Source organism: Ochrobactrum sp. WV_118_8 (assembly GCF_039631535.1).
In the GTDB taxonomy this organism is placed as follows: domain Bacteria; phylum Pseudomonadota; class Alphaproteobacteria; order Rhizobiales; family Rhizobiaceae; genus Brucella; species Brucella anthropi.
The window spans coordinates 1,855,483-1,875,444 of sequence record NZ_JBDIUZ010000001.1 but is presented as its reverse complement, the minus strand read 5'-3'; the positions used below and the strand labels follow the sequence as shown (position 1 = coordinate 1,875,444).

Below are 19,962 nucleotides of genomic sequence, written 5' to 3'. Positions count from 1 at the left end.
AGCTTCACCGGAGCCGTGGTGAGGCGCCTCCAATGCATGATTCTGAGACAGGATCACAGAGTCAGGATAAGGCAACCAGTTCCTCGACCGCATATTTCTTGGTGCCAAAACCGCCGCTCATGTCGCGGCCGAGACGGGACGGATGGCCGGTGGCGTGACCCAACTCGTGCAGCGCGGTCCGGTGCCAGTTGATCGGCTCGAAATAGGCCTGGGGCGGCGGAACCCGCACATAGTCGAGCGCCGGCACGTAGAAGGCGCGATTGCCCCCGATGCGAAAGTCGATGCCCGTCGCCCGGATCAGCGCCTCGACCTGCGGCTCGATCAGGCCTGGCGACGGCGGCGGCGCGACGATCGCGATGTCCTCCGGCAGGCCCTCGCACTGCGCGGCGTTGAACACCGTGAAGCGCTTCAGGAATGGGACCGCCTGGGCCTCGTCGCCGGTCTCGCGGGCGCGCCGCTTCTCGTCGTCTGGCACGAAGCGGTCGGCATAGACCACGGTCGTGCCGCGCTCGCCCTTGCGGACATGGCCGCCGAGCGCCAGCGCCTGGCGAAAGGTGAGCCAGCTCTGGCCGGGAAAGCCGTGCTCGATGACGGCGCCCCAGAGGATCAGCACATTGATCCCCGAATAGTGCCGGCCGGTGGCGGCGTTGCTCGGCATGGCGAGCGGCGCTTTCGCCGCCGCCGTGCCCCAGGGCTGGACCCAGGGCACGCGACCGGTCTCCAGGTCGCCGATGATCTTGCCGGTGATTTCGTCGTAAAGGCTCGTGCGGTCCTGGCCGGCGCGAGCGGATGGGGTTCTTCTGGACATCACGGATCTCCGCGACGGGCGCCGGAAGCCTCTCTCCCAGCCCTCAACCCGTCACGGCAACGCCGGTCCGCACTCTCACTCTAAAGGGGGCGTTGCGGGACGGCGAGCCCCGCAGAAGGGGTCGGCCGAGACGTTGGCTCGGACGCAGGGGAAGGCTTTCCCCGCAAGATCTAGTCGGACGTGGAGGCCATGGTCGTCGAATAGAATGTCGCGATCCAGCGCTGCTTGAGTGTGGCAATGCGAGTCGGCTCGGGAGGCGCACGGCCCAGGACGGTGGAAAGAACGACGTGAGTTGCTCGCCAACCTGAACCGCGAGCTTTCCGATCTCCGAGACGACTGCATCCAGCGTCGTCGCTTCCATGAATGGGCCTATCACGGCATCGCCGTCGCGCTGCGGCCGCATCATCAGGGCGGACTTCATCGTCGGGTGACCGGCGAGCTCAGAGAACATCTTGTAGGTTTCGAAGCGCTTCTTGCCGGTGAACCCTTCGCGCGCGTCGATGGCTTCGCGGAGTTTGACGGGGCCGAACTCTCGCTGACGCGTCTTTTCATCAGCGAGGCGCCAACGACCGATCAGGCTTCGGTCGCCTGCGAAGTAGCTCAGGAGGAAAACCGTCTCGAGAACGTCGCGGAGGATGAGTGCGCTATTCTGGCTATAGCCTGAGAGCGCGAGTTTGATGCTCGCGCCAAACGCGTTGAAGGTTCGCATGCCGAGGATCTGGATGACCTTGAGATCTTCGTCTGCGGTGTCGAACTGTCGCAATATGTCGGCGAGGTCCATGGCGGCTTCGGTCACTGCGAGATGCAACGCGCGGTGGTCGTCCGCAGCGATCATTTCGAGAGCCTTCTGCCGCAGCTCCTCCTCGCCGGCATGCAACCTCGCGAGATTGGCCGGCATCCCGCCGGCGGCCCTCCTGTCCATTCCTGCTATCTCCAGAGAGCGTCGTTCTTGTTTCTGACCACATCGAAGCTGCCGAACGCGGGCCGCGCCTTGAAGGCGGTGACATGATCGCGGGCGTCGCCCAGCGCTTCGGCCAGGTCTGCCCGGGTGATCGTCGATCGATCGCCGACGATCACTTCCACCGGCTTCAGGTCGTCGGTGAAGGGCTCGAAGTATAGGCCGCCTTCGTGGACGCTGTCGGCGAGCCGGCTGAAGGATCGATATTCCGACTCATATCTCCAGGCGGTGAACTTTGTCAGAAGCAGGTCCTCCACGTCCGCGCCGACGAGATCGCGGTCGGACGGCGCCGGCAGGCGCTTTCGCCGATACTTCACCGGATGATACAGGTCGCTTTTGTCGGGCACTTCGAACCCGATGACGATGCCGTGGTGTTTCTCGGCGTAATGGCCCCAAAGCAGCGGATGGGACCATTTGTGGCTGAAGCACAGCAGGCCATACTCGCGATCGCGTTCATTCTTCCAGTTGCGCAGGAACGCGCGGGCGCGCTTGTCGCGGAGATTCCAGCCGAGAAATTCGAAGGGGTCGTTCAGCTCGTTGATCCGAGCGAGTTTCAGGCGTCGTTGCTTGAGCGCGAGAAGCCCGTATTTCTGCGACGTGAAATGGTAGAGACGCATAGTATTCAGGTCGCTTCGCTGTTGAGACCGGCCATGTCGCGGGGTGAGTCGCGCGGGGAACTATTCTCCGTCTTTATCTGAAATCGCGCGTCTTCACCTTGATCGTATCAATGTGCAGGTCGGGGATGTAGATGTCGCGCGGTCGAACCGTTCGCGGCGGCTGACCGCGAGGGTCCGGGGTTGGCGAACCATGGTGGAATTCGTCGCCGCGCCCATGCGGCAATGGAAAGGCCGTGTCGCGCTCGCCAACGCTGGCCAACTCGGCGGAGAGATCGGTCAGCCTGTGGGCGACAAGATGGACCACTTCGCCCTCCCGCTGAACGCGCCCGCGCACCGCGATCATGCCGGCCGACAGAATGGTGCGGCGGTTCTGCTCGAAGACCTTGGGCCAGACCACGAGGTTGGCGATCCCGCTCTCATCTTCGAGCGTGATGAACATGACGCCCTTGGCACTGCCGGGACGTTGCCGCACCAGCACGATGCCGGCAGCCTCCAGCCACCGGCCCTCCTTTGCATCCATCGCCTCTTGGCAGGAGACCATACGACGGCGGCGCAGCTCCGGGCGCAGGAACGAGACCGGATGGTCGCGTAGCGACAGGCTGACATGCCGGTAGTCCTCGACGACTTCACCGCCCGCCGTCATCGGGCGCAAGATGACGGCCGGCTCGGCAACCTCGGGCACGATCTCTTCCTCGCGGGCCGACGCGGCGGCGAAGAGCGGGAGAGGCTCGTCGCGCAGAGCCTTGATCGCCCATAGGGCCTCACGACGGGCGAGGCCGAAGGGCGGGCGAAACCCGTCCGCTTCGGCGATCTGAGTGAGCGCCGCGACGGGCACGCCGGCACGGCGCCAGAGATCGTCCACTGAGCCGAAGGGCTGGTCCGCCCTGGCCGTGACGATCGCCGCGCCGTGGCCGTTGGCGAGCCCTTTGACCATGCGCATACCGAGGCGAACGGCGAACCGCTCATCGGTGCCGGTGGGCTCGAGCGTGCAGTCCCATCGGGAGGCGTTGGCGCAGACCGGACGGATCTCGACGCCATGATTGCGCGCGTCGCGGACGATCTGGGCCGGCGCGTAGAAGCCCATGGGCTGGCTGTTCAGCAATGCGGCGCAGAAGATTTCCGGGTGCCAGCATTTCAGCCAGGCCGAGGCATAGGCGATCAGCGCAAAAGAGGCTGCGTGGCTTTCCGGGAATCCGTAACTGCCGAAGCCCTCAAGCTGCTTGAAAGTCTGCTCGGCGAACGCCTGCTCATAGCCATTAGCCACCATGCCGGCGATCAGCTTGTCGCGGAAATGGGAGACGCCGCCGGTGAACTTGAAGGTGGCCATCGACTTGCGAAGCATATCGGCCTCGCCGGGAGTGAAGCCGGCGCATTCGATGGCGACACGCATTGCCTGCTCCTGAAAGAGCGGCACGCCGAGCGTCTTGCCGAGCACCTTCTCCAGCTCGGGCTTCGGGTAGTGGACGGGCTCAAGGCCCTCCCGGCGACGAAGATAGGGGTGCACCATGTCGCCCTGGATCGGACCGGGCCTGACGATCGCGACCTGCACGACGAGATCGTAATAGGTGCGCGGCTTCAGACGCAGCAGCATCGACATCTGTGCCCGGCTCTCGATCTGGAAGGTCCCGAGCGTGTCCGCCTTGCGGATCATCGCGTAGGTGCGCGGGTCCTCGGCTGGGATGGCGGCGAGATCGAGATTGACGCCCTTGTGCTCGGCCAGGAGATCCAGCCCCTTCTTCATGCAGGTCAGCATTCCGAGCGCCAGGGCGTCGACCTTCATGAACTTCAGGGCGTCGATATCGTCCTTGTCCCATTCAATGACCTGCCGGTCCTTCATCGCGGCCGGCTCGATCGGTACAAGGTCGTCGAGCCTGTCGTGGGTCAGCACGAAACCGCCTGGATGCTGGCTGAGATGGCGCGGTGCGCCCATGAGCTGCCGAGCGAGATCGAGCGTCAGGCGAAGGCGGCGATCGGCAAGATTGAGGTTCAGCTCCTCGACATGCTTCTGTTCCACGCCTTCCTCCGACCAGGCCCAGACCTGCGACGACAAGGTGCCGATCAGATCCTCTGGCAGGCCTAGCGCCTTGCCGACATCCCGCAGCGCGCCTTTGGTGCGATAGCGGATGACAGTCGAACAGAGCGCGGCATGGTCGCGGCCGTAGGTGTCGAACACCCACTGCATGACGATCTCGCGCCGCTCGTGTTCGAAATCGACGTCGATATCTGGCGGCTCCCGGCGTTCCTCGGACACGAAGCGCTCGAAGAGAAGATCATTGCGGCCGGGATCGATCGACGTGATGCCGAGGACGTAGCAGACCGCCGAGTTGGCCGCCGAGCCGCGACCTTGGCAAAGGATGTCCTTCGATCGCGCGAAGCGGACGATCGAATTCACGGTCAAGAAATACGGCGCGTAGTCGAGCTTCTCAATCAACCGCAGCTCATGTTGAAGCGCGGCAGTCACACTGTCAGGCACGCCTTCTGGGTAGCGCTCGGTGGCGCCTTCCCAGGTGAGCTTCGCCAGCGTCTCCTGCGGTGTAAGGGCAGGATCGTCGCGTTCCTCGGGATATTGATAGGCCAGCTCGTCGAGATTGAAGCGGCAGCGGGCTGCGATCTGCAGGGTTCGGGCGAGCGCTTCGGGATAGCGGCTGAAGAGACGGTGCATCTCCTCGGGCGGCTTGATGTACCGATCGGCGTGACGCTCCCGGCGGTCGCCGATCGTGTCGATCGTGACATTGTGCCGGATGCAGGTGACGACGTCCTGGAGGATCCGGCGGGCGGGCTCATGGAAGAGGACGTCGTTCGTCACCACGGTCGCAACTCGCATCTGGGTGGCCAGGTTCGACAGCTCATGAAGGCGGAGCTGGTCATTGGGCCGACGGCGCAGCGTCAGCGCCAGGTAGGCCCGATCGCCGAACGCGTCGCGCAGGCGGCGCAGCCGAAGGCCGCATTCCTCGTCGGCGAGATCCGGCACGAGAACGGCGATCAAGCCTTCGCCGTAGGCGACGAGGTCCTGCCATTCGAGCACGCACTTCGCCTTTCCGCCGCGCCGCTTGCCGAGCGACAGAAGCCGGCACAGACGGGAATAAGCGGGTCGGTCGGTTGGATAAACCAGCACCGACATGCCGTCGGTGAGGTCGAGACGGCAGCCGACAATCAGACGAACCCCGGTCGTCTTCGCCGCTTCGTGGGCCCGGACGATGCCGGCGAGCGAATTCCGGTCCACCACGGCCAGCGCTTCGATCCCGGCGAGCGCGGCTTGGGCGAACAACTCCTCGCAAGACGAGGCCCCCCGGAGAAAGCTGAAATGCGAAGTGACCTGAAGCTCGACGTAGCGGGGCTCGCTCATCCGAAGACCCCGTGAATGAACCAGCGGTGCGAGCCTGTGGCGGTGTCCTCGCCGTCGCCGGCGCGAAACAGCCAGTAGCGTTCGCCGGCGTCGTCCTCGACCCGGAAATAGTCGCGGACGGCAACCAACTCGGCATCGCGCTTCCACCATTCGCCAAACACGCGCTCCGGCCCGTCGCCACGCCGAAGGCGGCGGCGGATGCCGCGCCAGGTGAAAGACACCGGCGGATGGTCGGGAAGCAACGCCACGGTCTCGACCGGCTCAGGGGCCGGCAGAAGGCGGGAGGGCCGCGGCCAATGGCCGGGCCAGCCCGCTCCCGTATCGGCCGCTATCGCCGGGATACGACAGACAGATCGCTCCGGAACATCGCTGGCGACCGGTGCAAGCCGATAGAGGGCACGCTCGCCCACGCGGTTCATCAAGGTGTCAATTAGATCGGAGACGTCCGGGGTGCTCTCTTCGACCAGCGAGCTGACGATCTGCTTGCACTCAAGCGGCTCAGCGACGCTTGCGGCGAGGGTCATCACCTCGATGCCGAAGCCGGGCGAGATGGTCTCGATCTTGTCGCACAGGAGGCGCGTCAGCCGCTTCACATCGCGGACCGGCGTGGCCATGCCGACCCGCACGGCCTGGGCTCGGCTGTCGACGCGGTGGCAGATGAGATCGAGCCGGCGAGCGCCGAGGCCGCCTGCCTCCAGACGTTCGCAGAGCTGGGTGACGAGCTTGCCGATGTAACGGGCGATGGTCTCTGCCGCGCCGATCGGCTCGGCGAAGGCACGGCGTACCTCTATGAGATCGGCCGGGCGGACCGGCTCGATAAGTTCGGCTGCAATGCCCAAGGCCTGGTCCAAGCGTCGGCCGAGTTCTGGTCCGAAGCGAAGGGTGAGCGGCGCGCGCGGCTGCGCCAGAAGATCGCCGACCGTTCGGAAGCCGAGCGTGCGCAGTGCGGCGACAGTGGGGGCCGGAATGCGCAACGCCTCAAGCGGCAACCGCTCCAAGACGGACGGGCCGTGCCCCTCGGGCGCGATGACAGTCGGCAGCGCTGAAAATCGGGCCAGCGCATGGGCTGCTCCCCAGGTGTCGGCGATCGCGCCTCTCGCGGAGATCCCGGACATGGCGAGGCGCCCGATCAAGCCGTCCAGCATGACAGTCTCGCCGCCGTGGAGATGATCAGCGCCTGTCGAGTCGATGATGAGGCCGTCGTGCGGATCGGGGGCGACGATTGGTGCATACCGGAGAAGCCACACCGCGAGACGCTCAAGCGCCTCGGCGTCGGCAGCGGGATCGGCATCTTGCACAATGAGGCCGGGCACCAGCACTTGCGCCTTGGTGACGGGCATGCCGGCGCGCAGGCCGGCGGCCCGGGCCGCAGCATCCGCCGCCAGCACCACCCGCCTGTTCCCGTCGCGGCCAATCAGGACGAGCGGCGCCTCAGCCGGAGGCGCCGCGTCGCCAGCCTTCCGCCGAAGCCGGTCCGTGGACCAGCTCGGCAGGAAGAGCGAGACGACCCGTGTCATCGCACGCCTCCAACTCGAAATCTGCACTTTCGCCCGCTCGCGCGCGGATGAGTTCAACCAGCCAGCGGGCGCGGCCTACGCCGGGAACCGGTAGCGGCGTCGAGGGCAGCACGGAGACGCGCCAGCGCGTCATCGCCGCGGTAGGCTGCCCGAAATCCGTCGCTTCCGTCTGTCGCCGCCAGCGCCGCAGGGCGATGCCGAGCGATCCGGTGCCCTCTGCAGCCAACTGGAGCCGCCGTGAGGCCGTCATGGAAAGGCGGGCGACCTCGCCGATGACAGCCCCGAGGCCGCCGTGGCGCAATCCTTCTTCCATGCAGGCGAGCACAGTCTTGTCGTCGCCAGCTTCGAGGTAGATCACCCGATCGCTCGCGAGGCCCGCCTGGGCGATGGCCGGCGCGAAAAGGTCTGCGCGCGTGATGCACCAAAGGATTTTGCCCTTGGTGCGAGCGGCGAGGCCTGCGCTGAATGATGCTGCCGCCGCGCCATCGACGGCGCCATTACCGCCGCCGGCTATCTCATGCAGCGCGCCGAGCGCGAGGCCGCCGCCAGGTAGTCGCGAATCCACCTCGGTGATCCCGAAGGGGAGAACCGATCTGGCGCGCCGGCTTCTGCCTTCGATCTTTTCGATCTGCGCGCGCAAGAATTCTATGGCGGGCTCCGGCCGCAAGCTTCCTGTTGACCTCCGGGAAGAGCTTCGTCATCATGTTCTCCATTTGTTCTCTCTTTGGCGGCTAAGAGTCAAGCGCCTTTCATCCGGAGCAAGGGTTGCAGTCGAACAAGTCGTATTGATTTGGCGACCGCTGCGTCTTTCGCTGTGCGCCCAACTCTCTAGCGACGTGGACACGCTCTGAGTGTATGATGTGTGAATCAGAATTGGGCGCGAGGCACAACCTTCCAACGACCGGCACGACGTAGTCGTTCAAGGGACGAAAGTAGAGTTTGTTCGTCAGCGTCGTTGGGGAGGCGCGACGTGCCGTTGTACGAAGAGTGGTGCGATACCACGAAAGAAAAAGACGAGCGCAAAGAGTATTGGTGCCTCGTCGAAAAAGCTGGCGGGCGTGATGCTATCCGCGAGTCGCTGGCGGAGACTGTCCGCTCTCATTACGACCGGCTTGATCGCATTGCGGATGATGTTGCGCGCCTGGGCTATGAGGGCGCCGCCGAAATCCTCCGCGCGCAGCTTCCGCAGACGGCAAAGGGACGCTCTGGCGATCTCGGTGAGATTCTTGCGACCGAGCTTGTTGAGGAAGGAATCGGCCTCCGCGTTCCTGTTCGCCGGCTCCGCTACAAGGACGGACGCAATATGGCGATGCGAGGCGACGACTTCATCGGCGCCGGATATGGGGCTGGTGACGACGGCGAACTGTGGCTCCTCAAGGGCGAAGCGAAAAGCAATCGCGTCTTGGGTAAAGCGACCGTCACGGCGGCGCGCAAGGTTCTCAATCGGGACAGCGGGCGATGCACGCCAGACTCGCTGTTGTTCGTCGCTAATCGCTTGCTGGAAAGCAACGAGGCCGAAGACGTCGCGCTCGGGCGGGCGATCCGCGATGAGATAGGTCTGAAAGTGCCGCGCGCGGGCCGCATTGACCACATGCTGTTCACAATGTCGGGCAACGCGCCGCCGGCCGCGCTGAAAGAGGACCTCGACGCGGCGACTACCAACCGCGACCAGTTCGTGGTGAACCTCCGCATCGAGGACCACCAGGACTTCATCAAGGAGATGTACGAAGAGGCGGAAGACCTTGGAAACGATTGACGAACTGCGGACTTTTCTGACCGCCGCCACCCAGGACGGAATTCTGCGTCGGTTGCTCTACCGAGGAGCCGCTTGGTCGTTGATCCGGAGCGATGGCGTGTTGCCGGCCGACGCGCCAGCGCTGGGCGCGACGATCGAGACGGACTTGGCTGAGCACGGTTTCGCGCTGCTGCGTGGCGCGATGGCGCTTCGCACCGTCGAAGGCGCATCGCCGCTTACCAGCAAGGCTTTCGAGCGAGCGGCCAACGCGTTCGAAGCTCTCGTCCGCAATGGAGACCCGGAAGCGCCGGATCGTGGGTTTCGCAGGACAATCGCGGCGGCCGCCTATCATCTCGCCGGCTATTCGGCCGTTGCGTACTCGCTGTTCAACGAAGTGCCTGGCGATCTCAACGCTGCGCCCGGCGAGACAGCCGTCATGTTGCTCATACTGCGGGACCTTGATCGGCTCCGCGGCTATGTCCGCGACTGGCTGAATGACGAAGCGCATGGCGATGCGCAGATGTCGGCCGAGCTGCGCGGCGAGGAAGCCGATCCCGACGAAGTGCTGGCAACGATCCTCAACACTACGATCTGCCGCGCCTTGGCTAACTTCGAGTTTGCGCTTGCCACCGGCGATGAGGAGCCGCTGGAGACGGCCCGCAGCCTGCTGGCCACCGCCATCAGTCTGGCGGACAACGCCCAGAACGTGCCGCTCTGGTGGACCTCGAACCTCTGCCGCCATCTGATCGATGATCTTTGGTCGCATTCGCTGCACCAAAATCTGCCGATCGATCCGCCGGACGGAGCCGAAGAGCGCTATCCCGAGCTTCGGCAGCTTTTCATCGGCTCGCTGTTCGCGCGCAAGAGTTCCGAGGTCGAGCTGTGGCCGTCGCAGCGTGAAGCGGCGCGTCGATCGACGGATATGACCGACGATCTCGTTGTGGCGCTTCCGACCAGCGCCGGAAAGACGCGCGTTGCTGAGATCGCCGCGATGATGACGCTATCGGCTGCGCGTCGCGTCCTGATCGTCACGCCGCTGCGGGCGCTCTCAGCGCAGACGGAGCGCTCGTTCCGCAAGACATTCGCGCCCTTGGGCTTCAGCGTTTCGTCGCTCTACGGCGCAAGCGGATTGTCCGCTGGGGACGAGGACGCGCTGCGGTCGCGAGAGATCATCATCGCGACGCCTGAAAAACTCGACTTCGCGCTTCGAAGCGACCCAAGTTTGATCGACGACGTCGGCCTGATCGTTCTCGACGAAGGCCATATGATCGGCCCGAGCGAGCGCGAAATCCGCTACGAAACGCTGGTTCAGCGCTTGCTCCGGCGTGGTGACGCCGCCGACCGGCGGATCGTGTGCCTGTCGGCCATCCTTCCGAGCGGCGATGAGCTTGACGATCTGACCGCGTGGATACGATCCGATCAGCCCGGCGAACCCGTGCGGTCGGACTGGCGGCCGACGCGCCAGCGTTTCGGCATGCTGACATGGCGCGGGCTCGATGCCCGCCTGACACTCGATCTTACAGCGAATGGACCGTTCATCGATCGATTTGTCGTTCAAAAGCCGCCCCTTGGTCGGGAGAAAAAGCCGTACCCGCGCGAGGCCGGTCATCTCGCCTTGTTCGCCGCGTGGGAGTTTGCCGGTCAGGGCAAACGGACCCTGATCTTCTCTACGCAGGCCAATTGGGTCGAGGGCTACGGCAAGCGGGTGGTCGACCTGTGCCGCAGAGGCTATCTGGAGCCGCTTCTCGAAGACGAAGGCCCGATCGCAAGGGCGCTGGAAGTCGGGAAAGAATGGCTAGGCGAGGATCATCCCGCCGTTGCCAGTCTGAAGGTCGGTGTCGCCATCCATCACGGTCGCCTGCCTAGCCCATTTCTGCGCGAGCTGGAGGTCCTCCTATCGGAGGGTGTGCTGAAGGTGATCGTCGCGTCTCCGACGTTGTCTCAGGGCCTCAACCTCAACGCGGCGGTGCTGCTCGTGCCGGCGCTCTACCGTTCTGGGGAGCTCATCACCGGCGAGGAGTTCGCGAACGTCGCCGGTCGAGCTGGCCGAGCGTTTGTCGACGTCGAGGGCCTCATCGTCCACGTGATGTTCGATCGGGTTGACTGGCGCAGCGGCGAGTGGCGCCAACTGGTCGCCTCGTCGAAGGCGCGGACGTTGCAAAGCGGCCTGATTCAGATCGTCGCAGAGATCCTGGAGCGCCTGACGCGCGAAGGCATTCTCGCGCGAGCTGACGCCTGGGAGTATCTGGCGAACTCAAGGGACGGTTGGAAATCAGAGGCGGAAGAAGCCGCGGTGGCCGCCGAACTGGCTGATCCGGGCGCCGACGATGATGACGAGAACGAAGACGAAGGCGAGGAAGGGGATAGCGGCGGCGACGAAGAGGAAAACATAGAAGAAGAGCCGCTGTCCCAACTCGTCGAGCGCCTTGATGCGACCGTCTTCGGTTTGATCGAAGCCCTGGATGCTGATCGAGCGGATCTGCCGCGTTTGCTGGATGAGGCGTTGCAGGGGTCGCTTTGGGCGCGCCAGATCGCTCGCGAAGGCGAAGCAACAGTGGCGCAGCATCGGAAGGTCTTCGAGGCTCGCGCCCATCTGATTTGGAGCGTGACGACGCCGCAGGCGCGCAAGGGCCATTTCGCGATGGGTGTCGGCCTTGAGGCGGGCCTGGCTATAGATGCGATGGCGGACGAGTTGGGAGCGCTAGTGGATCGAGCCGATGCCGCGTCGCTGCCGGGTGATGTCGATGAACTCGCCGACGCGCTTTCTGGTCTGGCCGAGCGGCTGTTGGTCATGCGCCCATTCATTCCCGACAAAAGAAACGCGCTCCCGGCAGATTGGCGAAGGATTCTCCGCCAGTGGGTGTCGGGTGCGGAGGTGGCCGAGATCGGCCCCGACAATATGCGGGTTGTCGAGGAAGCCTTCACCTATCGGCTGGTCTGGGCGCTCGAGGCGATCCGCACGCGGCGCCTTTCGCTCGGATGGTCGCCAGACATCATTCCCGGTGGCGGGGCGGCCGCGCTCGAGACTGGCGTGCCGCGGTTTATGATGTCGATGTTGATCCGCGCTGGCTTGCCGTCGCGTCGCGCTGCGATAGCCGCGATCGAGAGTGCCGAGCCCATCTTTGTGACGCCGGCCGAGATGCGAGCTTGGCTGGAATCCGATGAGATTACCGCATTCACCGATCTGGGCGATTGGCCGACGCCGGATACCGCGGCGCTCTGGGCGCGGTTTAGAACCGAAGCCCTGAGTGGCGGCATTCAGAAGTGGAACGTCGAGCCCAACAAGCGCCTTCTCGATGTGCCCGCTGGCGAGCGAGCGCCCGGGCCTGGCTTGTATCGGATCATCACGGATGCTGGGGACGGACAGACTTGGCTCGCGACGCCGGACTACCGGCCGTTGTTCCAGTTCAAGAAGCCCGCCGTCGATCCAAAGCCGAGTCTTTTCTCAGGTCGAATTCCTGGCCGGACCACGCTGGTGGACGTGTTGCGAATTGGCCGCGGCAAGATGAGGTGGCCACGCGCGGACGCGTAAGCGGTGCGTTCAGTGACTGTCGCCATCGGTCAAGATAAGTATAACGCGAAAAAGGATATGCGGATGTAACTACCGCGGACCAGGATTGGGGGAATCTGGCAGTGCATATTGAATTTCTAGAGATCGCCAATTTCAGGAAGTTGTTGTCGACAAGGGTTGATCTATCTACCACGACCACACTCTTCGTTGGGGCGAACAATAGCGGTAAGACATCGGCGATGCTTGCGCTACGGCGCTTCCTGTCGCCGCGCCGCTGCCCGTTCGAGATGCACGATTTCACGTTGTGTCATTGGCCCACGATCATTGCCCTGGGCGAGGCGTGGATCGCTGCCCGAAACGCTGAGGAAATCGTAGACCTCGTCGTTGACCCCTGGGTGAGCGCGTTGCCGACGCTGGATCTGTGGCTGCATGTCGAAGCGGGGGAGATGCACCACGTTCGCGACCTCATCCCGACCTTGGATTGGGAGGGGGGACGACTCGGCGTCCGATTGCGCTATGAGCCGAAGGATCTTGCGCTCTTGTACAAGGAGTACATGGGGGCGGTGAGCGATGCCGAGACGATGAGGGCAGCAGCCGCCGCGGCCGCCACGGCGGAGAATCCTGACGCTGATCCACCCGCCACTCCGCCTAAGCTGACGATCTGGCCCGAGAGTCTGGTCGATTTCCTGAGTAAACGTTTGTCCACGCACTTCACCATTCGGGCCTATTCCCTGGATCCGGGTCAGCTTGTCGCCCCCGCAAAGTCTCTGGCGCGTCCGCAGGTCCTTCCGGGCGGTTCTCGGCCGATCGACGGGGACCCGCTGAGCGGCTTGATCCGTGTCCATGATATCCCGGCGCAGAGGGGCTTCGGTGAGGAACAGCAGGCTGCTGAGGAGGAGGACGCCCCGGTGTCGGCAAGTGGCAGTCGGCTGTCCGATCAGCTCAGAAGCTACTACGCCAAGCACCTCGACCCGACGAAGGGACCTGATCCGAAGGACCTCGGCGCGTTGCAGGCGATAGAAGCCGCCCAGGACGCGTTCGACCAGCGGCTGACCGAGAGTTTCAAGGCAGCGTTCACCGAGGTCGAGGGCATGGGATACCCTGGCGTGACCGATCCGCGTCCGCGCGTCTCGACGCGCCTGAAGGCTATCGACGGTCTCAACCACAATGCGGCGATCAGCTTCGAAGTGGACGTCATTGCCGAGGACGGCGCGGCGACGCCCGTGTTGCGGTTGCCCGAGGCGAATAACGGCCTCGGCTATCAAAACCTGATCTCGATGATATTCCGGTTGATGAGCTTCCGTGACGCCTGGATGCGCGTCGGGAAGGCATCAACCGGTGCGACGGTGACCACGACCGAGCCTCTCCATCTCGTTCTGGTCGAGGAACCGGAAGCGCATTTGCACGCGCAGGTCCAGCAAGTCTTCATCAAGAAGGCTTACGCGGTGCTGCGTGCGCACGAGGACCTTGGTGACGACCAAAAGCTGCGCACCCAATTGGTTGTCAGCACCCATTCGAGCCATGTCGCGCATGAGACGTCGTTCTCTTGCCTGCGCTACTTCCGGCGGCTGCCTGCGGGTATGGCCGCGAAAGTGCCGGTCTCCACTGTTATCAATCTGTCGGAGGTTTTTGGTCCGGGCAGTGAGACGGAGCGTTTCGTGACCCGATATCTTCGGGCCCAGCACGCGGATCTGTTCTTCGCCGACGCGGCCATTTTGGTGGAGGGGCCAGCGGAACGTATGCTCGTCCCCAATTTCATCCGGGCGCACTATGACGAGCTCAACCAATGCTACATCACCCTGCTTGAGATTGGAGGAAGCCACGCGCATCGTCTCAAGCCTTTGATTGATCATCTCGGCTTGCTGACCCTTATTATCACTGACCTGGATACGCTGGATAAAACGGGGGGCGCCTCCGTCCCACCCGCGAAAGGTGCTAGTCAGAAAACCAACAATGCGACGTTGAAGACATGGGTGCCAAAGCTCGACGACGTCGATGAGTTGATGCGAGCTGATGCCGCGACGAAGACGCTACATGAGGACGACGACCCGCTATTTGCTGTGCGGGCCGCGTATCAGATCCCGTTGGGTCTGACATCCCTGGGTATTGTCGGACCGGAGGTCGCATATCCTTATACGTTTGAGGACGCACTGGCGTTCGAGAATCTCAGCTTCTTCGCCGAACTGGATGGCACTGGCCTGGTCCGCAAGTTTCGCGATGCGATCGCTGATGGTGGTGGGGCGGCCGCGATCGGCGGGAAAATGTACCTCGCTCTCAAGAACGGCAAGAAAGCTGAGTTTGCGCTTGACGTTATGGAGGTTGAGAATTTCGACACGATCGTCGTGCCGCGCTACATCGCCGAGGGACTAGAATGGCTACTTGCGCAGCTCAAGAAAAAGCAGGTTGAGATTCTGCCTCTGGTCAAAGAGGCACCGCCCGAGGAGGAGATTGAGGCTGACTCGCCGGTCGAAGAGCATGTCGTCGCTGAAATCGAGGGGGCCGACGCATGAGCGCGGTCGACGACAAATTCGATTCCGAAGCCGATGAAACGATCCTCGCCTGCCTGAACGTCGATAAGCCGAGGAGCTTCTTTCTCTATGCCGGCGCCGGCTCGGGCAAGACGCGCTCGCTGGTCGAGGCGATACGGACGGTGTGTAAGGAGCAGGGGCGGCGGTTGTCGCTATCTGGTCAGAAGATCGGGGTGATTACCTATACCAATGCCGCCTGCGACGAGATCAAGCAACGGCTCGAGTTCGATCCTCGCGTAGAGGTGTCGACCATTCACGCATTCGCGTGGTCGCTGATTGCCGGTTACGACGGTGATATTCGCGGGTGGCTGTCAACTCGGCTCCTGGCGGATATCGCGGAGCTGGAAGAAGCACAGGCGAAGGGTCGGGCAAACAGCAAAGCTGCGTCGGACCGGGCTCGCTCGATAGAGAGCAAGCGGCGTCGCCGCGACAACCTCGCCGAAATTACGCGGTTTGTTTACAGCCCGACGGGCGACAACCGCACCAGAGACGCTCTGAGTCACGCAGAGGTCATCGCCATGACCTCCGATTTTCTCGGCGCGAAGCCGGGTTTGCGCCGGCTGCTGGTGACCCGCTTCCCCATTCTTCTGATCGACGAGAGCCAGGATACGAGCCGGAGGCTCATGGATGCGCTGCTCGATGTCGAGGCGGGATATCGCGAGGCCTTTTGCCTGGGACTCTTTGGCGACACGATGCAGCGCATTTACGCCGACGGTAAGGAGCGTTTAGCGGAGGCGATCCCGCAGGCCTGGGCTAGGCCGAGGAAGCGGATGAACCATCGTTGTCCCACGCGGGTTATTACGCTCATCAACAAAATCAGACGAGATGAGGATGACGAGGAACAGCAGCCGCGGAGCGATGCGAAACAGGGTGTTGTTCGGCTGTTCGTCGTCTCGCAGTCAATAGCTGACAAGAGCGCCGCAGAGGCCACCGTGGCGGCGCGAATGGCAGAGCTCACTGGCGATCCGAGCTGGGCGGCGGGAGCAGAGGCGATCAAGACGCTGGCGCTGGAGCACCTGATGTCCGCACGCCGGTTTGGCTTCGAACAATTCTTCGAGCCTCTCTATGCGGTCGAGCGCATCCGCACGAGCTTTCTACAAGGGACGGGGGCGGGCATCGGACTTTTCACGCGCGAGATACTGCCGCTGGTCACGGCCCTGCGCTCGGGAGATCGGTTTGCTGTCGCTGCGGTCGTTCGGCGCACATCTCCACTCCTCGAGCGCAAGGCGCTTGAAGCTGCAGGCGAGAAGCAGGTTGGCCTTCTCAGCGAGGTCAAGGCTGCTTGCGATGGCCTGCTGGCCTTGGTGAACGAGGATGAGAAGCCGACCGCGCGCTCGGTCTTGCGCTATGTCGCCGAAGCTAACCTCTTCACGATACCAGAGGTGCTCGTTCCGTTTTCCGCCGCCGATGCCGTCGTCGTGGAAGGCGAGGGTGACGCAGCCGGCGACGCCGACGACCAAGAAGAAGAAGTCGATGTCAAAAGCGAGTTGGGCGGTTGGCGGTTGGCGCTTGAGGCGCCGTTCGACCAGATCGAGCGATATGATCGCTACGTTCGGGGCCTCTCGCAGTTCGACACGCATCAGGGGGTAAAAGGGCTAGAATTTCCAAGGGTGATGGTTGTTGTTAGCGACGATGAAGCCCGCGGTTTCATGTTTGCTTACGACAAGCTTTTCGCGACAAAGGCGAAGAGCAAGACGGATCTTGATAATGAAGCTGCCGGCAAGGAGACAACGATCGATAGGACGCGACGGCTGTTTTACGTGACCTGCAGCCGCGCTGAAGAGAGCCTTGCCGTTGTGTATTACGCAGCTGATCCCGCGCTCGCGCGCGACGCAATGATCAGACAAGGTTGGTTCGAAGCCGGTGAGATAGAATTGATCTCATAGTGTATTGAGCGCGGGCGGACGCAAGCACCGAGAATGGCGTGAGACGCACCCATGCTCCTCAGCGGGCGGCGGGAGTCCAACCCGCCGCGATCGCTTCCGCCGCGCTGCAGAACCAGCGCTCGCCGTGCGCGGTGTCAATCACCGTGACGCCGTAGTCTCGCTGGCCAGGTGTGTGAAAGATCTTGCGACCTTTGGCGTTGATGTTGCCCTTCAGTATGCAGGACCCTGGCGGGGACTGCGGAGCCGGTCGCTCCGCTCGGGCGTCGGCGCGCCAATGGTCGGGCGGTTCGAACGTTCCAGCCCAGAGGCCGCGCTTGGCCGACCGGGCCTCCCGCTCGGCAGCGGCATAGGCTCCTCGGCTGAACTGGCGGTATTCGACCGCCCAGCCTTCGCGGATCATGGCCTCGCCAAGGTTATGGCCCGCGACTTTGCACTGGGCGACCATCCGGCCATAGCCGTCTCGGTCTTTTTGCCGGCAATCCACGGATCGGCCGCCGATCAGGGCGATCAGGCGCTCACGCGCCACTTCCCCGCATCTGAAGCCACGACCAGCGGCGTCTTGGCAGATCTGGAGGGCTTCGGGTGCATCTATGCCCCACAGCCGAACGCGCTCGCCGCCGAGCGTGAAGGTGTCGCCATCAATGATGTGCGTCGCGGGCGAGGCGGCGATGAGACCGAGAGCGAGCAAGGGAGGGCAGTGGCGAAGCTGCACCGCTAGATGTTTCCAGCCGGTCGTATGATCCGGGGGCGGCGCGTGCCTGGAATGGGCGGCGGCTGCGTCGCGGTCAGTAATCCCTCTTCGGCCGCTTTCTGCAGGTGCATGAACGTCATGCGATCGGCGATGTATTCGCCCAAGGCTTCAGGGTTCTCCTTTGACGGAATCGGCGCGTCGTATGTGAGCGGCAGGAAGGCTGTGAGCGCGATCCTGTAGAGCGGCGCGGCGTACTCGAAGATGGTGCGCTGAGGCGTGGCGAGCAGCAGCGTGCTCCGGTCCACGGGATTGCCGTGAAGGAAATCGTTTCGGCAAACATAGAGCGTCTCGACCAGCCATGACGCCAGAGTCCGTTTCACCTTCGTCTTCCCGCCGGTGTCATGTGCGAGCTGGCCGCTGGCCGGAATCGCCCACCGCGTCCGCTCGATCAGTTCGAACACCTTTTTGCGATCCGCCTGACCGCTTCCGCCCGGGTGAACCAGAATTTCAAAAGCGCTGACCCAGAGCGAGACGATCCGGCCGACATCATAGAACGTCGTGTCGGTCCCGGCAGGCAGCAGCGAAGCCTGGTAGGCCATGTTGAGAGAACGCATCAGCGCCACGTCCTCCCATGCCGGCTCATGGGCCCCATATCGGCGGCGCCAACGTGCCAACAGCGCGCTGAGCAGTGGTTCGTCGATGTCGCTCGCCGCGAGCGGCGTGCGGAAGATGGTCGGTGATGACTGGCCTCGGAAGCTAGACACCATATGCGTGCCGAGGATGGCCGGTGTGCTGCCAATGACGTCCTTGTAGTGCCGGTCGAGCATCCACGGGTAGATCGCGAAGGCCTCGCCGAACAGAACGCGGTGCCCGCGCGGATAGCGAAGCTCCATAGCGCGCCCGTGGGTGATGGCCGACAGTGCGACGGTGTCTCGGAAACTTCCCAGGGCGGCGACGGTGCGGAAGCTTGGTGGCGCATCGGCATCGAGTAGGAGGACGGCCGGCTCGAACTTCTCTCCGAAATTATCCGAGAAGCGATTGAGGAATTGCTTGAACGTCGGATGGGCGCGCTTCAGGGCCTTGACGCGAGGGTCATGAGCCGGCGCGATCGCCGCGATCTCGCAGTCGACGGCCTGGTCGAGGGGCACGTTGGGTAGGACGAACACTGGCGTCCATTCGACGGTCATACGCTATTCCTCAGGTGGCAGGCCTAGCCGCGGGGCTGTTCGCTCTTCCATAGGCGATGCTGCTCGCGCAGCTCCGCCTCGATGGCTGCTAGCCGGGCCCCGTAATCCAGGCCGTTTGGGCTTCTGGCGGCGACCTCGGAGGACGCAATGACGAGACGCCACGCGCCATAGTCGTGAAAGGGATTGAGTCCAATGACGTTGCCGAGCACGAGATCGCTGGGCGGCGGCGCGGCCAACAGCTTCGCGAAGGCTGTGGTCGCGGCGTTCATGTTCCAATCGGAGACGAACAACACCAGCGCGCAGAGGGCAAGCAAAACGGGTGGAGCGCCTTTCCATCGATAAATTTCGCGATGTCGTTTGCCGAAATCGATGCCACCGTTCGCAGCGACGAAGGTGCAGAGCGAGATCGCGGCCTCATAGTAGGGCTGGAGTTTGGTGGCGTCGAAAACCTCGCGCCCATGGTTTTTCCGGGCGAGCTCGGCCGCCTGTCGCCACGTCGCCTCTTCGAAAGGCAGGATGCCGCCTTTCACCAGATCGAACAGATCGAGGTGCTTTTCGGTGAATTGCTTCTTCGCGGCGGCTTTCCAATCGAAGGCCGGCATGTCGCCGTGGGATGGGTGGAACGGCCAGCGCTGATGGTAGGGATGTCGCTGTAGCGCCTGTGTCCATGGGATCGCCTCTAGCGGCAAGGACACCGTGAAGCGGGTGGCGGACTTGAGATCGAAAAACCACTGCCGCATGTCCCGGATGCGACGTTGGTCAAAGATACCCTGCTCTATGCCCTTGCAGACGAGAAGCCGAATCGCGCGCGTTTCCGCGCTCTTTTCTGATCCGAAGTCGAGAAGGCTATCCTGAGTCGAGCGCGTTTCGTCGTCGCCGTAGAATTCACAGAACGGATGATGGGCGTCGCCGCCGCTGGGATCGACAAATCTGAAATGTGCCTGTCGGAGAACCGCCTTAGAGGCCCGCGATCTTGCCGATCGAACGACGCCAGCACCGAATTTGCCGCACGATGAGCATTGAATATCGGCGCGGATCGCATCGCCAAACCCGCTTAGAAGTTCAGCCCCGTCGCGGTCCTGCGTTGGTTGTGCGCCGGTCATCAGGGTCGCGAGCTGGTCAACGTCGAGTTCGCGCGCGAACCTTATAGAAAATGCAGTTGCTGGCATTTGCCTTCC

General features: G+C 63.4%; 12 protein-coding genes and 1 pseudogene. 4 read left to right on the top strand and 9 right to left on the bottom strand.

Annotation, left to right across the window (positions count from 1 at the left end):
- Window positions 1-70 precede the first annotated feature (70 nt).
- From ABDF71_RS09040 to ABDF71_RS09015, 6 genes and pseudogenes are all read right to left on the bottom strand, one after another.
- Window positions 71-808 (bottom strand): annotated as a pseudogene (locus tag ABDF71_RS09040) (ArdC family protein); the annotation flags it as partial.
- 43 nt (window positions 809-851) lie between these two features.
- On the bottom strand, window positions 852-1,730 hold the full coding sequence (locus tag ABDF71_RS09035) for a hypothetical protein (protein ID WP_231771185.1): 879 nt from the start codon (window positions 1,728-1,730) through the stop codon (window positions 852-854).
- A 5-nt stretch (window positions 1,731-1,735) separates the two neighbouring features.
- Window positions 1,736-2,383 carry a DUF2971 domain-containing protein gene (locus tag ABDF71_RS09030; protein WP_088217379.1) on the bottom strand — a complete coding sequence of 216 codons (648 nt, stop codon included), beginning with the start codon at window positions 2,381-2,383 and terminating at the stop codon, window positions 1,736-1,738.
- A gap of 73 nt (window positions 2,384-2,456) precedes the next feature.
- Complete coding sequence (locus tag ABDF71_RS09025; RefSeq protein ID WP_088217380.1) at window positions 2,457-5,729, bottom strand: error-prone DNA polymerase; 3,273 nt, start codon at window positions 5,727-5,729, stop codon at window positions 2,457-2,459.
- Window positions 5,726-7,246 (bottom strand): Y-family DNA polymerase, encoded by a 1,521-nt coding sequence (locus ABDF71_RS09020; RefSeq protein WP_088217381.1) that lies wholly within the window; start codon window positions 7,244-7,246, stop codon window positions 5,726-5,728. The genes ABDF71_RS09025 and ABDF71_RS09020 overlap by 4 nt, the downstream gene beginning before the upstream one ends.
- Window positions 7,161-7,886, bottom strand: coding sequence for an ImuA family protein (locus ABDF71_RS09015; protein ID WP_223850347.1), 726 nt, complete (start codon window positions 7,884-7,886; stop codon window positions 7,161-7,163). Before ABDF71_RS09015 ends, ABDF71_RS09020 begins: the two co-directional genes overlap by 86 nt.
- 330 nt (window positions 7,887-8,216) lie before the next feature.
- Here ABDF71_RS09015 and ABDF71_RS09010 point away from each other — a divergent pair, with 330 nt between their 5' ends.
- The 4 genes from ABDF71_RS09010 to ABDF71_RS08995 all read left to right on the top strand — a co-directional run bounded on the left by ABDF71_RS09010 (window position 8,217) and on the right by ABDF71_RS08995 (window position 16,906).
- The gene (locus ABDF71_RS09010) at window positions 8,217-9,002 is read left to right on the top strand and encodes a Hachiman antiphage defense system protein HamA (protein WP_088217383.1); all 786 of its coding nucleotides are present in this window, start codon (window positions 8,217-8,219) and stop codon (window positions 9,000-9,002) included.
- The gene (locus ABDF71_RS09005; RefSeq protein WP_088217384.1) at window positions 8,989-12,513 is read left to right on the top strand and encodes a DEAD/DEAH box helicase; all 3,525 of its coding nucleotides are present in this window, start codon (window positions 8,989-8,991) and stop codon (window positions 12,511-12,513) included. The genes ABDF71_RS09010 and ABDF71_RS09005 overlap by 14 nt, the downstream gene beginning before the upstream one ends.
- A 101-nt stretch (window positions 12,514-12,614) precedes the next feature.
- Window positions 12,615-15,002: an AAA family ATPase gene (locus ABDF71_RS09000; protein WP_088217385.1), complete on the top strand. Its 2,388-nt coding sequence runs from the start codon at window positions 12,615-12,617 to the stop codon at window positions 15,000-15,002.
- On the top strand, window positions 14,999-16,906 hold the full coding sequence (locus ABDF71_RS08995) for a UvrD-helicase domain-containing protein (RefSeq protein ID WP_088217386.1): 1,908 nt from the start codon (window positions 14,999-15,001) through the stop codon (window positions 16,904-16,906). The genes ABDF71_RS09000 and ABDF71_RS08995 overlap by 4 nt, the downstream gene beginning before the upstream one ends.
- 58 nt (window positions 16,907-16,964) lie before the next feature.
- On the opposite strand, the gene ABDF71_RS08990 is transcribed toward ABDF71_RS08995, so the two are convergent.
- The 3 genes from ABDF71_RS08990 to ABDF71_RS08980 are packed head-to-tail and all read right to left on the bottom strand — an operon-like array spanning window position 16,965 to window position 19,953.
- Complete coding sequence (locus tag ABDF71_RS08990) at window positions 16,965-17,618, bottom strand: thermonuclease family protein (protein ID WP_217872224.1); 654 nt, start codon at window positions 17,616-17,618, stop codon at window positions 16,965-16,967.
- A gap of 2 nt (window positions 17,619-17,620) precedes the next feature.
- Complete coding sequence (locus ABDF71_RS08985; protein WP_088217387.1) at window positions 17,621-18,784, bottom strand: hypothetical protein; 1,164 nt, start codon at window positions 18,782-18,784, stop codon at window positions 17,621-17,623.
- Window positions 18,785-18,807: 23 nt separating this feature from the next.
- Window positions 18,808-19,953: a hypothetical protein gene (locus tag ABDF71_RS08980; protein ID WP_088217388.1), complete on the bottom strand. Its 1,146-nt coding sequence runs from the start codon at window positions 19,951-19,953 to the stop codon at window positions 18,808-18,810.
- Window positions 19,954-19,962: the final 9 nt, after the last annotated feature.